At 44.5% G+C, this 17,371-nt stretch carries 11 protein-coding genes; 10 read left to right on the forward strand and 1 reads right to left on the reverse strand.

Annotated elements, in window-relative coordinates:
• The first annotated feature begins 440 nt into the window (after positions 1-440).
• Positions 441-4,232, forward strand: coding sequence for a phosphoribosylformylglycinamidine synthase (locus A7D23_RS13460; protein ID WP_034361587.1), 3,792 nt, complete (start codon positions 441-443; stop codon positions 4,230-4,232).
• 90 nt (positions 4,233-4,322) lie between these two features.
• Here A7D23_RS13460 and A7D23_RS13465 read toward each other — a convergent pair whose 3' ends face one another.
• Positions 4,323-4,673 carry a NusG domain II-containing protein gene (locus tag A7D23_RS13465; RefSeq protein ID WP_019224606.1) on the reverse strand — a complete coding sequence of 117 codons (351 nt, stop codon included), beginning with the start codon at positions 4,671-4,673 and terminating at the stop codon, positions 4,323-4,325.
• 332 nt (positions 4,674-5,005) lie between these two features.
• On the opposite strand from A7D23_RS13465, the gene fba reads away from it, so the two are divergent.
• From fba to A7D23_RS13510, 9 genes are all read left to right on the forward strand, one after another.
• On the forward strand, positions 5,006-5,932 hold the full coding sequence (fba, locus tag A7D23_RS13470; RefSeq protein WP_019224607.1) for a class II fructose-1,6-bisphosphate aldolase: 927 nt from the start codon (positions 5,006-5,008) through the stop codon (positions 5,930-5,932).
• Positions 5,933-6,106: 174 nt separating this feature from the next.
• The gene (locus tag A7D23_RS13475; protein WP_019224608.1) at positions 6,107-8,218 is read left to right on the forward strand and encodes an ATP-binding protein; all 2,112 of its coding nucleotides are present in this window, start codon (positions 6,107-6,109) and stop codon (positions 8,216-8,218) included.
• A 243-nt stretch (positions 8,219-8,461) separates the two neighbouring features.
• Positions 8,462-8,827: a response regulator gene (locus A7D23_RS13480; RefSeq protein ID WP_019224609.1), complete on the forward strand. Its 366-nt coding sequence runs from the start codon at positions 8,462-8,464 to the stop codon at positions 8,825-8,827.
• A 214-nt stretch (positions 8,828-9,041) separates the two neighbouring features.
• Entirely contained in the window at positions 9,042-10,406 is a 1,365-nt protein-coding gene (locus A7D23_RS13485) for a citrate/2-methylcitrate synthase (protein WP_019224610.1), read from the forward strand.
• Positions 10,407-10,450: 44 nt separating this feature from the next.
• Positions 10,451-11,086, forward strand: a complete 636-nt coding sequence (gene trmB, locus A7D23_RS13490; protein WP_019224611.1) for a tRNA (guanosine(46)-N7)-methyltransferase TrmB — start codon at positions 10,451-10,453, stop codon at positions 11,084-11,086.
• Positions 11,087-11,135: 49 nt separating this feature from the next.
• Complete coding sequence (locus A7D23_RS13495) at positions 11,136-13,493, forward strand: ATP-dependent DNA helicase (protein ID WP_019224612.1); 2,358 nt, start codon at positions 11,136-11,138, stop codon at positions 13,491-13,493.
• Positions 13,494-13,712: 219 nt separating this feature from the next.
• Positions 13,713-14,549, forward strand: a complete 837-nt coding sequence (locus tag A7D23_RS13500) for a phosphate ABC transporter substrate-binding protein (RefSeq protein ID WP_019224613.1) — start codon at positions 13,713-13,715, stop codon at positions 14,547-14,549.
• Positions 14,550-14,741: 192 nt separating this feature from the next.
• Entirely contained in the window at positions 14,742-15,437 is a 696-nt protein-coding gene (locus tag A7D23_RS13505) for a response regulator transcription factor (protein WP_019224614.1), read from the forward strand.
• On the forward strand, positions 15,437-17,206 hold the full coding sequence (locus tag A7D23_RS13510; RefSeq protein WP_019224615.1) for an ATP-binding protein: 1,770 nt from the start codon (positions 15,437-15,439) through the stop codon (positions 17,204-17,206). Before A7D23_RS13505 ends, A7D23_RS13510 begins: the two co-directional genes overlap by 1 nt.
• Positions 17,207-17,371 lie beyond the last annotated feature (165 nt).

A 17,371-nucleotide genomic window follows, 5' to 3' on the forward strand; every position in this document is an offset into this window, starting at 1 on the left:
TATTTCAAGAAATTCTTCTCGTTTCGTTTTCTTCCGTCGGTTTGAGTATTCTATATCCGAAAAGGTTTGTTGCCCCATTTTTACCACCTGTTACTGTTTTCTTTAATTTTACCATTTTTTTGTCCGGGGGGCGATTTAATCAGTGTTTCCCTTAGTTAATTCTACTATAAAATACATGTAAAGGAACTATTTCGAATAGGCAACTTTATAATTGCAGAACATTCTGTTTTCCCTTGACGGCCAGTCTTTTCGAATTATACTAATACTAAACGAATATATTCGACTCAATATGCACAGCCATTCGGTATTTATGCTGCGGATCACAAAATCGACGCAGTGGGTCTACCAATAAAACAGGTATTGTGATATGGACTGCATGAGCGTAAAATGTACAAGACAGAAGTTAGAATTATGTTGCACACCAGAAATGGAGGTACTATATTTTGTTACAAGCTGTAAAAAGATTGTATGTGGAGAAAAAACAGGGGTTCAATATCGAAGCTCAGGGACTTTTTGCAGATCTTCGGGATAATTTAAGCATTGCAGGACTGCAGGGGGTCAGAACGATCAACCGCTATGATATTTCCGGGATTACCGATGAAGAATATGAGAAATCCCGTACGATTATTTTTGCCGAGCCTCCCTTGGATATCCTTTACGAGGAAACGCTGGACATCTCGTCAGGGGACAGGGTCTTTGCGATGGAGTATCTGCCAGGTCAGTACGATCAACGGGCGGATTCGGCAGCCCAATGTATCCAGATGCTGACCCAGAAAGAGCGTCCGCTGATTGCTTCAGCCAAAGTGATTATCCTGGAAGGAAAACTATCGGATCAGGACTTTGCAAGAATCAAACAATACTGCATTAACCCGGTCGAATCGCGGGAAGCTTCGCTGGCAAAACCGCAGAGTCTAGAATTTGAAGCAGCAGAACCGGCCGACGTTGAAACGATGGAAGGATTTATCACCAAAACACCGGAAGAAATTACTGCGATGCAGCAGCACATGAATCTTGCCATGAGCGTCGAAGACTTGCTGTTCTGTCAGTCCTATTTCCGGGATACGGAAAAAAGAAACCCGACCATGACTGAAATTAAAACGATTGACACTTACTGGTCCGATCACTGCCGGCACACGACATTCCAGACTGAAATTGAAGAAGTCGATATTAAGGATGGAATTTTTTCCGGGCCTATCAAAACGGCTTTCGATTGCTATAAGGCTTCCAGAGCTAAGGTATATCAGGACAAGCTGCCCACTAAGGACATTTGTCTGATGGATATCGCTACAATAGGGATGAAAGAGCTTAAAATGGCAGGCCTCCTTGATGATCTGGATGAATCCGATGAAATCAATGCCTGCAGTATTGTTGTGACTGCCGAGGTGAACGGCCGGGAAGAAGAATGGCTGGTAATGTTTAAAAACGAAACGCATAATCATCCGACAGAAATCGAACCGTTTGGCGGTGCTGCCACCTGTCTGGGCGGTGCGATCCGAGACCCGTTGTCAGGCCGGACCTATGTCTATCAGGCGATGCGGGTCACCGGCAGCGGCGATCCACGGGCAAAGGTCGAAGATACTTTATCCGGTAAACTGCCTCAAAGAAAGATTACCACCGTTGCTGCAGCCGGATATAGTTCTTACGGCAATCAAATCGGACTGGCGACAGGTCAGGTCGCCGAAGTCTATGACGAAGGCTTTATCGCTAAAAGAATGGAGATCGGTGCGGTTATCGGTGCTGCCCCCAGAAAAAACGTCATCCGCAAACCTCCTGAAGAAGGTGATGTGATCGTGCTGGTTGGCGGCAGGACAGGCCGGGACGGCTGCGGCGGAGCGACGGGCTCTTCCAAAGAACATACGCTGGAATCGCTGACCAGCTGCGGCGCCGAAGTTCAGAAGGGCAATCCGCCGAATGAAAGAAAGATTCAGCGGCTGTTCCGCAACCCGGAAGTCAGTACGCTTATTAAAAAATGCAACGATTTTGGCGCCGGTGGTGTCTCTGTTGCCGTGGGGGAACTGACTGACGGCCTTGATATCTGTCTGGATGCCGTGCCAAAAAAATACGAAAGTCTGGATGGGACAGAACTGGCGATTTCCGAATCCCAGGAACGCATGGCTGTCGTCCTGGCAGCTGAGGATTGGGATAAATTTAAATGCCTGGCAACCGAAGAAAATCTTGAAGCAACCATTATTGCCCGGGTAACCGGCGATCATCGGCTTAAAATGTCCTGGCGGAGCAAGACGATCTTAGATCTCAGCCGTGACTTTCTGAATACCAATGGGGTCAAACAAAAGACGAAGGTTGAAGTGGCAGCACCGCTGGAAACACAAAATTACTTTAACGCTATCCCCAGCCCAGTGACCCGGGAACTGCCGGATTTACGTAAAGCCTGGAATGCTAATTTAGGCGATTTGAATGTCTGCAGTAAAAAGGGACTGATCGAGAGATTTGACAGTACGATCGGCGCGGCATCGGTACTCATGCCGTTAGGCGGGAAATACCAGCTGACCCCGGCTGAAGGCATGGTTGCCAAACTGCCGGTACTTGAAGGTGATACGACGACAGCTACGATCATGACGTATGGCTATAACCCGCAACTGGCCAAATGGAGCCCGTTTCACGGGGCTTTATATGCGGTGCTGGATGCCGTTGCGAAAGCAGTGGCCATAGGCGGAGATTACCGCAAGATACGCCTTACCTTGCAGGAGTATTTTGGCAAACTCAACGACGCCGGCAAATGGGGGCAACCTTTCAGTGCTTTATTGGGCGCATATTATGCTCAAAAGCAGCTGGGCATTCCCGCTATAGGCGGAAAAGACAGTATGTCGGGCAGCTTTATGGAGCTGAATGTCCCGCCCACCCTGGTCGCATTTGCCGTTTGTACTGCAGATGCCCGCAAAGTCGTATCCCAGGAATTTAAACAGGCCGGAAGCAACGTGGTCCTGCTGAAACTGACCCGGGACGAACAGGAAATCCCTGACTTTACTATGGCGGCAAAAAACTTTGTAAAGGTCTTGGACTTGATTCAGTTAGGCTGGGTGCGCTCTTCACGTTCGATCAGAATGGGCGGGATTGCCGGCGCTGTCAGCGAGATGGCTTTCGGCAATATGATTGGTTTCCATTTCAGCAGACAAATAGAGTCTTCAGACCTGTTCCAGACAGATTATGGTTCGATTCTGTTGGAATTGGATGAGAAAGCTGACCTGCCTGCTTTGTTTGGCGATGTCGAATACGAATTACTCGGCTGCACGCAGGAGAAACCAGCAATCGCTGTCAACGGAGTCGAGTTGCTGCTGACGGATATGCTGAGCCAATGGGAAATGCCGCTGGAAAAAATCTTTCCAAGCAAGGTTGAGAATGCCGAAAATACCGAAAAACCCCGGGCAGTCAGCTTTGACAAGCGCAGTACTTTCAGACCGGCGATTAAAGCAGCAAAACCACGGGTATTTATCCCTGTTTTTCCGGGCACAAACTGTGAATATGATTCTGCCAAAGCTTTCACGAAAGCCGGTGGTCTGGTCGAAACCATGGTTATTCGAAATCTCAGCGCCGCAGATATTGAAGGTTCGATCAAAGAAATGGTCAAAATAATCAATAACTCCCAGATCATCATGCTTCCGGGCGGTTTTAGCGCCGGAGATGAACCGGACGGATCGGGAAAATTTATTGCCACCTTGTTTAATAACCCGCGCATCAAAGATGCCGTCATGAACCTTCTGAAACAGCGGGACGGCCTGATGCTCGGAATATGCAACGGCTTTCAGGCTTTGATTAAGCTGGGACTGGTCCCCTACGGGGAAATCAAAGAAATAAACGCAGAAGATCCTACGTTGACCTATAACAAGATCGGACGCCACGTTTCCTGCATGGCTCGGACCAAGGTTGTTTCCACACTTTCCCCCTGGTTTAGCGGTATTGAATTGGGCGAGACACATACCATTCCGGTTTCGCATGGCGAAGGAAGATTTGTCGCGAGTCCTGAAGTCATCAGCAAGCTGATCCAGAACGGGCAGATCGCTACCCAATATGTCGATCTGAATGGAACACCAAGCAACGATAGCAAGGATAATTCGAATGGTTCCTTTGACGCCATTGAAGGGATCACCAGCCCTGACGGACGGGTATTGGGCAAAATGGCGCATTCCGAACGGACCGGAACCGGTGTTGCTGTAAACGTCCCCGGCAACAAATACCAGCCCATTTTTGAGGGCGGCATCCATTATTTCAAGTAAAAGTTCCTATTCAAATCATACACCCCCAGTCCTTTGGCTGGGGGTGTTATTGTCGTGTTATTGCATTTATTCCGGTAGATGAACGCAAGTTTAGTTCTCAGTAATATTGATAATTGCCTTATTGGGCAGACAAACAGCATAATCCCCTGGGTTTTCCAGCCAGCCTGTCCGGACACAAATCTGGTCGGGACAGTTGGTTTCTTTAAATCTGATGCGGCCTTTTTCCACCAGAACAATCTCATGGTATTTGCCTGGAAGGGTAATTTCCCGCGGTTCCTGAACCGCATTTAAATCAATACGTTCGATAAGCACGTTATTCTGTGTGATTTCGGCAAACCTGAGGTCTTTTTCATTTTGGGATTGATAGAATTTTATTCTACCTAAACCGATGAGCACGATTAAGATAATGATGCCAACTAGGATAATATCATGTTTCTTCATGGTATTTGTAGGTCCTCCTTGAGCATTCTCCTTATGGATGTCTGACTGAACAGCACAAGAAAAACAGAACATAACTTTCTTCATTCAAACATACTATAATTGATCAAGCAAAACAGTGTCAAGATGTCAAAAGGGAAAGCATGATATGACATATCGATATAATGAAAATGTAGGCAAATGATGTCGAATGAATAAGTAAGTTTATAAGGACTATTGAAGTTTTCAGGCAATTAATATAAACTAAAGCCGTCACTAAAACGGTAAAAATAATTTTTCAACTGGGTAATACTATACAAAAGCATACATATAAAAAATATCTGGAGGGAATTAATATGCCACTGGTAACTTCTGCTGAAATGTTTAAAAAAGTCTATGGAAAATGTGCTGTCGGAGCATTTAACGTTAACAATATGGAAATTATTCAGGGAATTGTTGATGCTGCGAAGGAAGAAAAAGCACCTTTAATTTTACAGGTTTCTGCGGGTGCCCGGAAATATGCCAAACATATTTACTTAATGAAGCTGGTAGAGGCTGCAGTGGAGGATACGGGTTTGCCGATCTGCCTGCATTTGGATCACGGGGAAGACTTTGAGATTTGTAAGGCTTGTGTTGACGGCGGTTTCACATCGGTGATGATCGATGGTTCTAAGCTGTCTTTTGCCGAAAATATTGCGGTTACCAAAAAGGTTGTAGAGTACGCCCATGCGAAAGGCGTCGTCGTGGAAGCCGAATTAGGCAGACTTGCCGGCATTGAAGATGCAGTAAATGTCAGTGCTAAGGACAGCAGCTATACGGATCCGGAGCAGGCTGCCGAATTTGTCCATAAAACTGGCTGTGATTCCCTGGCTGTTGCGATTGGCACCAGTCACGGAGCGTATAAGTTCAAGGGAGAAGCGATGCTTGATTTCGAGCGTCTTGAAAAGATAGCCTCTCTGCTTCCTGGCTTCCCATTAGTTTTACACGGCGCGTCTACGGTACTGCCGGAATTTGTGGCAAAATGCAACGAATACGGAGGAGATATCAAGGGAGCGCAGGGTGTCCCCGAAGACATGCTTCATAAGGCTGGGACCATGGGAGTCTGCAAAATAAATATTGATACCGATCTGCGCCTTGCCATGACGGCTTCAATCCGCGAGTATTTGGCGAATAGTCCTGCTGATTTTGATCCCCGTCAGTATCTAAAACCGGCTAGAGAAGCCATCAAAAATATGGTTAAGCATAAGATTGCTAATGTCTTAAACTGCAGTAATCAGCTCTAAGAATAGTATAGTGAGCGAACGACAAATAAAAGAGTATACTTAGTGGAAATACGAAATATTGCGAAAAAAGTAGACAGTTTAAGTCTGCTTTTTTATTTGATATAATGGAAAAAGGTATTTTGTAGATTTATGTAGAATTTTCCCAGAAACAATTTTTATAAGTAGGGATATTAATTGGAAAATAATCGGAGAAGACTGGCAAGAACGGTTAACGTTCTTATTCTTGCTTTGCTGGTATTAATTCAAATTCTCTTGATCAGGTCCTGGTATAATAAGACCCTTGATGATATCGGCATCAACGCGATGACCATCTCTCGGGTTGTTGCTGACAGTGTTAATATTGCTGAATATGAAAAGTTACTTGCGGAGAAAGAGCCTAATGATTATTTTAGAGAGATGCAGGCATATTTTCAGCGTATTCAAGCTGAAACCGGAGTAAAGTATGTATATGTCGAGCATCGAATATCACCCAGCCAAATTGAATACATTTTCGATTCGGAGAAGGTGTCTTTAGGAGAGACCGATGAACTGTCTACACCGGCAGCACATACGCATACCAAAGCTTTTCACACGAGAGCGCAGACTTCAACGCTTTGGGGTACTTTGATTACCGGCTATGCACCATTGGTCAATGCCGAGGGTCAGGTCATAGGCGCAGTCGGAACAGATGTAGATATCCAATATATTTATCAGGAATTGGCCAAACGCGTCGGGCAGATCATTCTTTATACAGCAGCCATGGTCGTTCTCTTCGGCTTGCTTATTTATTTCACGCTCAGTGAAGAAATACGAAGACGGCGCGTCGTCGAAAAAAATCTTAAACAAAGTATGCAGTCTGTGAAAAATTTACTCAATAATGCCGGGCAGGGCTTCCTGTCTTTTGGATCAGACCTGTGTATTGAACCTGAATACAGCATTGAATGCCAGAGATTATTGGGTCCTGACTTAGATAAACGTAACTTTTCGGACTTAATTTATCCGGAGGACCAGGAACAAAGAGACTTTGTGAACAAAGTTCTTCTGGAATGTTTTCAGGAGAATGACCCGGTACGCAGGGAGGTATTCCTTTCTTTTCTGCCGGATGTCATTTTCCTGAATAACTACTATATAAAAATCGAATACAAGTTTATCGTGGATAAGTGTCAGGAAGAAGCACAAGCTTTGATGGTTATCTTAACGGATGCTACGGAAAAACGCGCTTTGCAGGAACAAATGGAAAATGAACGCAAAACACTTAAAATGATTGTTAAGGCTGTTATCAGCCGTAATGACCTTTTGGAACTTATTTCAGATTACCAGCGTTTTTGCCAGATGACCGTACCGCAGCTGGTTATTTGCAAAGAACCGCTTCAGCGGGTAATTGTCGATGTCAAACGAAGGATTCATACCTTTAAAGGGGAATTTGGCCAGTTTGAGATGATGCATATGGTTCGTTCTCTTCACCATCTTGAAGAAGAGATCAAATCTTTTGAACAAAGGGATTCAGCAACCAGTACTGGTTTAGGTATGCTCCTGCAAAATTTGAATCTTGAACATGCTCTGAATGAAGGTTTGCGTATTCTGCAGTCAACACTAGGGGAGAATTTTATTGTCAGAGATAAAATCATCGAGATTCCGGAAGCAAAACTGCTTGAATTGGAAGATCAAATAGCGACGCTTATTCCATCGCAGGAGGCCAATATTTTGATTACCAAAGTCAGGCAATTGCGTTACCGCTCGTTCAAAGAGCTTTTAGCTGCTTACCCTAATACTATAGAAGGCTTAGCTCAGGGCTTGGAGAAATCGTTGTATCCTCTTGAACTAGAAGGCGGAGAGTTTCCTGTAGATACAAAAAGGTATCAGGCCTTTACCAAATCACTGATTCATATTTTTGCGAACTGCGTAGATCATGGCATTGAAAACAGGGAAGACAGAATCAAAGCCGGAAAAGAAGAAAAGGGCCGCGTTGTCTGCGAAATGAAATTAGTTCAAGATCAAATATTATTAAAGATCGCTGATGACGGCAAAGGCTTAGACTTGGAAGGAATCAAACAAAAAGCGCTTGAGCTTGGGGTATTTACCGCAGAACAACTGGCAGAGCTGGACGATAAAGATATTATCCCACTTATTTTTGAAGACGGGCTTTCCAGCAAAGACAGTGCATCGATGATTTCGGGACGCGGCATCGGCATGGCGATCGTTAAACAAGAACTTGAAAAAATAGGCGGTCATTTGGACATTGTGACAAACCCTGATACCGGAACAGAATTCAATTTTCTGCTGCCAATGGAAGGTGGCGCTATCTAGTACAAGGTTCTCAAATTCCCTGCTCAAATCATTCATAAAGCTTGATTACCCACAATGAGGTCTGGGGGTCACAATTCCAGCGTTAAGCGAAGCATGGAGGCGGAGCGCGGCTGTTTGCGCCACGGATGGCGCAACAGCCGAAAGCGGAATTGTGGCGCACAGGCCAACCCGGGAGTTTAACGCAATCCTCTATTTGAGAATTTATTTCAGGAACGTTGTACTAGTTACAACTGAGGAGGAAAAATGGCTAAGGTATTAATCGTTGATGACTCTGCAATTATGAGGAGAAATTTAGCTGCTATCATGGGGAGAGGCGGGCATGAAGTCATAGGCGAAGCGCTCAATGGCATGCAGGCCCTGGCTGAATATGGAAATTTGCATCCGGATATTGTGACAATGGATATTACGATGCCTCTGTCAGACGGCATCGAGGCGCTTGGTAAATTGCTCGGCAGGTACCCTGATGCCAGGGTGGTTATGATAAGCGCAATTAACCAAAAAGACAGGGTCTTCGAGGCAATTAAATTGGGCGCCAAGAATTACATTATTAAACCTTTTGAGGAAGACAAGGTAATCAATATTATAAACCAGGTCCTGGGTTTAAAATAATAGTTATCCATGTGAATCAAAGATGATGTAAGGCCGACGAAGAGAGGCGGTTCTTTCTTTGTTGGCCTTCTTGTTAGGGTAAATAAATGATATTTACAACAAACAACCCTGATAGTATAATAAAGTTGTTTGAAAGAACGGCCATATCCTATTTTAAGGATAATCAATCAAATAAGGTAAATGAGACAGGATTAACTAAGAATCGGAGGAGAAAATGACCAGCAATAAAAAGGAAACAATTGATTCTTTTACACATAAGTACAGCAAGATCTGTCAGGAAAACAGCTGGATTGATCCAAGCCTCTATAATGAGTATGGCGTAAAACGCGGCTTAAGAGATAAGAACGGGGAAGGTGTACTTGCCGGGTTAACCAATATCTCTTTAATCAAGTCTCATGACGAAGTTGATGGAAAACGGATTCCCTGTGACGGAAAACTTCTTTACCGGGGATACAATATCACCGATTTGGTCAAAGGATTTGCACATAATCAGCAATATGGCTTTGAAGAAATAACTTATCTGCTTCTGTTTGGATCACTGCCTAATGAAGAACAATTAGCCCACTTTAAAGACATTTTAGTGGAAAGCAGAAATCTTCCTAAAAATTTTGTGCGTGATGTGATTATGAAAGCACCGAGCAGGGACATCATGAATTCTCTGACAAAGAGTGTTCTTACCCTGGCATCCTATGATGAGACCATAGACGATGTGTCTTTAGATAATGTTTTGCGGCAATGTCTGATGCTGATCAGCATTTTTCCGATGCTGTGCGTGTATGGGTATCATGCCTATAATCATTATGAATGCAACGAAAGCTTTTATATCCACAGACCTGATGACCAGCTCTCCACAGCTCAAAATATCCTGAAAATGTTAAGACCGGATAAACAATTTACAGAACTTGAGGCCAAGGTGCTTGATATCGCGCTTGTGCTGCATATGGAACATGGCGGGGGAAATAATTCTACGTTTACGACCAGAGTTGTTTCTTCTTCCGGCTCGGATACGTATTCCGTCATTGCGGCGGCCTTATCCTCTCTGAAAGGGCCAAAACATGGCGGAGCAAATATCAAAGTTGTCGAGATGGTGGCTGATATCAAATCCCACGTTGCCAACCCTAGGGATGAAGAAGAGGTCAAAAGCTATTTAACGAAGATTTTGAACAAGGAAGTGTTTGACCGAAGAGGTCTTATCTATGGGATGGGACATGCTGTTTATTCCATTTCCGACCCAAGGGCCCAAATCTTCAAAGGCTTTGTCGAGAAGCTGGCGGATGACAGAGACCGAAGAAGTGATTTTGAATTATATGCAATGATTGAGAGACTGGCTCCTCAGGTCATCGCTAAGGAACGGAAAATTTATAAAGGTGTCAGTGCCAATGTGGATTTTTACAGCGGCTTTGTTTACAGTATGCTGGATATTCCGCTGGAACTGTATACGCCGTTGTTTGCGATGGCCAGAATTGTCGGGTGGAGTGCTCACCGTTTGGAAGAACTGGTCAATGCAGATAAAATCATCAGACCGGCCTATGAAAGTCCCCTTATTGATAAGGATTATAGGGTAATGCAGGAACGGTAAGACCTCTATTCGATTGATAAGCATTGGAAGGAGACAGTGTATAATTGCGGCTTAGGAGAAAACGGAGCGCAAAGCCCGAACTAGAGAAAGACACCAAGACCATTTTAGCCCCTGCGGAATGCAAAGGGAAGTGGAATGAAGTATTCGACAATAATGATCCGGTTCATTTGGAACTGGGCTGCGGCCGGGGGGATTTTATCGCATCTCTTGCAGGCAAAACTAAAAATATCAATTATATTGCAATTGATTCCTACCCGGAAGTGCTGGTTTGTGTGTTAAGGAAACTTAATCAAAGCAAGCTGCCTAACGTCAGATTGGTTTCCATGCGTATTGAAGATACCGACAGTATTTTCGGACAGGATGAAATTGATAAAATCTATATTAATTTCTGCAATCCATGGCCCAGCAAACGGCACCATAAACGCAGGTTGACGCATCCTAACTTTCTGAGGAAGTACCAGACCTTTGTAAAGAAAGGATCGGAGGTTTGGTTCAAAACGGACGATGAACTACTTTTTGAGGATAGTCTGCAGTATTTTCAGGAGACCGGTTTTCAGGAATTATACCGGACATACGATTTGCATCAAAGTGGTTTTGAAGAAAATATCATGACCGAATACGAAACAAAATTTACAGGTCAGGGGATCAAGATTAAGTTTGCCGTTTTTAAGTATGAATAAATAGGATTCGCACAATTTGCACCTATTTTTGGGAGAATGGACTGAAACCATGATTAAGCTTCCGATCAGACAGCTGGTTGAATTAATAATGCGCTGCGGGGACATTGACAGCAGGTATGCTTCCAAGGACAGGATGGCGGAAGGGGCTAAAGCGCACCGGATCCTGCAGAAGAGGAACCGTGAAACCTATGAGGACTATCGAAGCGAAGTTTCACTTTCTGAAGCATATTGTTACAATGGCATTGATTATACGTTGGAGGGACGTGCTGACGGCATTTTCAGCTGTGAAGGCCGGACCGTTATTGAAGAAATAAAAACCACGGTACTGCCATTGGATTCTATTGACAAGGATTTCAGCGGCGCTCATTGGGCGCAGGCTAAGTGCTATGCGTATATTTACGCTGTCCAGAACGCTCTGACAGAAGCCGTCGTTCAACTGACGTATTTCAATCTGGAGACCAATGAAACCAAACAATGGCTTAATTTTTTTGCAATCAGTGAACTGACGGAATTTATCGGCAGTCTTATTCAAAAGTATTCGGTATGGGCAAGCTTTTCTGCCGAATGGGCAGAGATTCGGGACCCCTCGATCAAGGCGCTTCAATTTCCTTTCCCGGTCTACCGGCAGGGGCAGCGGGAGTTGGCTGTACAGGCCTACCGGGCCATAGCCGGACGAAAGAAGCTGTTTGTGCAGGCCCCAACAGGAACCGGAAAAACCATCTCGGTGCTGTTTCCAGCCATCAAAGCGATGGGAGAGGCAAAAACCTCTAAACTATTCTATTTGACGGCTAAAACGATAACGCGTCAGGTTGCGGAAGAGGCATTCGAAAGAATGCGCCAAGGCGGTCTGAAAATGAAGACCTTGACGCTGACTGCTAAAGAAAAAATCTGCTTTTGTGAAAAGCCGGTCTGCCATCCCGAGTATTGTAAATATGCCAAAGGACATTACGACCGAATTAATGCAGCCATTTTAGATGCGATCAAAGAGTCTGATGATTTGTCCAGAAGTGTAATCGAGAAATACGCCCAGAAGCATACAGTCTGTCCGTTTGAACTTTCCCTGGATCTTTCGCTTTTGGCGGACTGCGTCATTTGTGACTACAACTATGTTTTTGATCCGAGAGCACATCTCAGACGCTTTTTTGCAGACAACAGCGGCGATTATGTGTTTCTGATCGATGAAGCCCACAACCTTGTGGACAGAGCGCGGGAAATGTTCTCAGCAAAGCTTGACAAAACTGCTTTTTACCAGGTGAAAAAAGCGTATAAGGGTAGAAATAAAGCGTTGGATAAAATCCTGAACCGCATCAATAAAAAGATGATTGACCTGCGTCATCAATGCGGGGAGCAGGGCTATCTGATTACGACGGAAATGCCCGCGGATTTTCTGAGCCTTCTTCAGCAATACACAGGAACTTGTGAATTGATGCTTAAGGAAAACAGAAGCTTAAGCGAGGATAGTGCTTTTCTTCAGCTCTATTTTGATGTGCTGGGTTTTACAGCAATCACTGAATTTTACGATGAAAGATACGTTACTTTTGTGGAAACCAAGCGGGATGAGGTAACCGTGAAGCTTTTCTGCCTTGATCCATCGTTTTTGCTGGGAGAGGCTCTTAAAAGGGGCAGTTCGGCGGTGATGTTTTCAGCGACGCTGTCTCCGCTGGAATATTTCCGGGAGGTACTTGGCGGAGGTGAAGCAGACCATATTCTCTCTCTCGATTCCCCATTTGATCATCGGAAGCTTTGCGTGCTGACGGCTGACTCTGTTTCGACCAAGTATAAAGAAAGAGAACAAAGCGCTCACCAGATTACCCGGATGATTGGTTCCTTTGTCGCCCAGAAAATGGGGAATTACATTGTTTATTTTCCATCGTATAAATATATGAACGATGTTTTTGCCGAGTTTGCTTCGGCCTGTCCCGATATCACCGCTGTGGCCCAGGAAGCTTCAATGGCTGAAGAAGAACGGGAACGTTTCCTGCTAAGTTTCAAAGAGAATCCTGAGAAAACCTATGTAGCTTTCTGCGTGCTCGGCGGAATATTCTCCGAAGGCATTGATCTGAAGGGAAGCAGGCTGATTGGTACGGCGATTGTAAGCGTGGGACTGCCCCAGCTAAGTGTTCAGCAGAATATCATTCGGGATTACTTTAACAGCAAAAACGGTCTCGGCTATGAATATGCGTATATGTATCCCGGAATGAACAAGGTGATGCAGGCTGCCGGCAGGGTGATTCGCAGCGAAAACGATATCGGTGCCGTTTTGCTTATTGACGAGCGGTACAGCAACAAGAAATATATAAAGCTGTTTCCAAAACACTGGATGCGGCGCAGAAACATCAAAGACAGCAAGTCTCTTGAGAAAAACCTCGGATTGTTCTGGCAGACAGGCAGTAAAGGTAATCCCTAAAAAGCAGGAAAGAATGAGAGAAGTAATAAGACATAAATATAGGACATAATAAAGATGCCTCAGAATAAACCGGAGGCATTTTTTTTATGCAATATTTACAGAATTGTTACAATTACGCAAAGTCTACGCAATAATAAATTGTTATTGTATATATAGCAAAAACATTGAAGGAGATCAGTTTATACTGAAAACTTTAATAATGAGAGGAAGAACTAAAAAATGAAAAAATTGTTTACGCTTATATTGGTAGGTATTCTGGCTTTAGCTTTCACCGGCTGCGGAAGCAAAGACAGCACTTCCCAATCCGACCAACAGCAGGCACAGACTGAGTCCGCAGAAATTACCATCGCAGGGTCCACCTCGGTTCAGCCAATTTCTGAAGCACTCACAGAAGCATTCATGGCGAAAAACCCGAACATAAAAGTTAACGTCCAGGGAGGCGGTTCCGGAGCAGGAATCAAAGCTGCCCAGGAAGGCACCGCGGATATCGGATCTTCTTCCCGTGAGCTGAAACCTGAAGAGACCGGTCTGACGGAAACCGTTATCTGTAAGGATGGCGTTGCTATCGTAGTCAATTCTAAAAACGTAGTCAAAGATCTGAGCATCGAGCAGATTAAAAAGATTTATAGCGGCAAAATCACCAACTGGAAAGAAGTTGGCGGAGCTAACCAGACAATCAATGTGATTACCAGAGAAGCGGGTTCCGGAACACGCGGAGCATTTGAAGAACTGGTCATGGGCAAAGATAATCCGATCAGTGACAAAGCGATTGTCCAGAACTCCACTGGTGCTGCGAGAACTTCTGTAGCCGGTGATGTGAATGCGATTGCCTATATTTCTATGGCAAACATTGATGACACGGTGAAAGCAGTAACCGTAGAAGGTATTGAGGCCAATGCGGAGAATGTCCTGAATGGCTCGTACAAAATCCAGCGTCCGTTCCTCTATCTGACCAAAGCGGCGCCTGCGGGTGCAGTGAAGACCTATATTGACTTTGTCATGTCGGATGAAGGACAAAGCGTCATTCAAAAAGAAGGTCTTGTATTGGTCAAATAAGTAATTTGGCAAAAAAATATGAAGATAGTTCATTTTGATTAAACAGGGTTGGCTTACCACCCTGTTTAATTGGTTTTGCCAGAAAGATGAAATACCTATTACTCTGTTATATAATATGAAATAAACACAGCTTGTACTTATTGGAGTGACATTAATTTTTGAATAAAAAAGGTTTTCCTAAGGGAGGACGATATGAGCAAAAGAATTATGGTTGTGGAAGATGAGGAAGCGATTGCCCGCTTGATCAGTTATAATCTTCAAAAAGAAGGATATGAAGTTCAGGTTTCAGGAGATGGACTTGACGCACTGCGGAAAATTCGCTCTGAAAAACCCGATTTGCTTATCCTTGATATTATGCTTCCTGGAATGGATGGCTATGAAATTTGCCAAGCAGTCAGGAAAGAAGACAGTTCTCTCCCTGTTATTATGTTGTCGGCGAGAGATGATGAGCTGGATAAAATTCTTGGTCTGGAACTTGGCGGGGATGACTATCTGACAAAACCATTCAGTCCGAGAGAGCTTATTGCCCGGGTACGCGCTTTATTGCGGCGGGCCCAAACGACTCAGGCAGCACCTGACCACGAGACTTTTTTGATCGACAGGCTGGCTGTTGATTTTTCCGGACGTGAAATTAGCGTGAATGATCAGATTGTACCGCTTACGCCAAAGGAGTTTGAACTACTGGAGTATTTAATCCGCCATCGAGGAAAAGTGGTAAGTCGAGATCAGCTGTTAGACAGAGTATGGAACTATGATTTCGCGGGTGATACCAGGATTGTTGATGTTCATATCAGCAGGCTTCGAGAAAAAATTGAGCCCGACCCTAAAAATCCGTCTTATATCCAGACGGTTCGAGGGATCGGATACAGGTTTAAGGAGCGGGGCTGATGTTGAAAAGTCTGAAAATGAAATTCACAGTTGGCTTTATTGCACTAGCACTGCTTTCAATGCTTGTATCAGGCGTTTATCTTATCAAGGTGCTCGATAACTATTTTATTGAAAATCTGCAGGCTAAACTTTTGGTTGAGGCGAAATTGGTCAGAGAAATGGTTATTGATGAATTTGGTTCGCTGAATATGGTCTCGGATATTGAAAAAATTACCGGTGATCTTGCAAACGTTACTAGCACCAGGGTTACGGTGATCGATGCAAATGGCGTTGTTCTGGGTGATTCTGAGCAGCTGCCGACGCTTATGGAGAACCATCTCGGGCGTCCCGAAATCCACCAGGCGATCAGCGAAGGTGTCGGGATAGCGGAGAGAGAAAGTACAACGCTTAATACGCAAATGATGTATCTGGCGCTGCCTGTTGAGAAAGACGGGGAAATTAAGGGCTTTGTTCGCCTGGCGCTTCCGATGCCCGAAATTACGACGGCCCTATCCAAACTGTGGAGCATGCTGTTCATAGCTCTCTTAATGGCTACAGTAATCGCCGGCATCTTAGGGTTTAAGCTATCGCAGCGTCTGACAAGGCCGATTCAGGAAATGACAGCCGCAGCTCAAAATATTGCTGGGGGTGATTTCAGCCTGCGTACCTACACGACCAGTCAGGATGAGATCGGGAAACTTGGGCAGGCTTTAAATCAAATGGCCCAGCAACTGAAAGAAATGATTGACGAAGTCTCAACCGGAAAAAGCAAGCTTGAAACAGTCTTAGCGAATATGGTCAGTGGCGTTATTTTTCTCAGAGAAGATGGTAAGATCGATTTGATTAATCCGGCAGCCCTGAAGATTCTGGAGATCGAACCGAAAAATGTCAATCGGCATCAAATTGAGATTATCAACAATTACCAATTAAGTACACTGATTGACACGGCACTAAAAACGCATAAGGCCGCCAAGGATGATTTATTAATATTATCCCCGCACGAGAAAAATATTGAAGTTAATATTACGCCGATTCTCGGAAAGGGGAATACCAACATCGGGGCCGTCATGGTGCTTCATGATATTACGGATCTCCGGAAACTGGAAACAATGCGCAGGGATTTTGTTGCCAATGTATCCCATGAATTAAGAACGCCTGTCACTTCACTCAAAGGATATGCGGAAACGCTGCTCGATGGTGCGCTTGATGACCCTGAGACGGCCAGAGAATTTGTCAGAATCATCTTGACAGAATCAGAACGGCTGCGGATGCTCGTTGATGACCTGCTGGAATTATCCAGAATTGAATCCGGGAAAGATTCGGTGGAATGGCAGAAAATTGATGTGAGTGCTTTACTGCACTCACTGGAGGTAAAGTTAAGGCCTCAGCTTGAAGCCAGGCAAATCGAACTTACTGTCGTTTGTCCAGAGAAGTTGCCATATGCCTGGGGAGATTACAGCATGATCGAGCAGGTGCTGACAAATTTGACGGACAATGCTATAAAATATTCCGCAATAGGGGAAAAGGTCAAAATCGTCGCTTCCGAAAAGTCTGACGGAATACTGTTTGAGGTGATTGATTCCGGGCCTGGAATTCCGGAGCATGATTTACCCCGGGTTTTTGAAAGGTTTTACCGGGTTGATAAAGGCAGGAATCGTAAACAAGGGGGGACGGGACTCGGATTGGCGATTGTCAAACATATTCTGGAGACCCATGGCACGAGGATACAAGTGGAGAGTACGCTGGGGCGGGGCTCACGATTCTATTTTATGCTGAGGAACAAGCTATGACTATTAAGTTTTAATAAAATCAAATATATCGAAAATATTAGAGATGTCTTGATTATTAAGGCATCTCTTGTTATTTAATGCGGATATTTCGATAGCATACATTTACAAAATCGTTACAATTCCGCAAAGTCTTCTCAACAAATAATTGCTATTGTATAACTAGGA

Source organism: Dehalobacter sp. TeCB1, from assembly GCF_001707455.1.
Classification (GTDB): Bacteria; Bacillota; Desulfitobacteriia; order Desulfitobacteriales; family Syntrophobotulaceae; genus Dehalobacter; species Dehalobacter restrictus.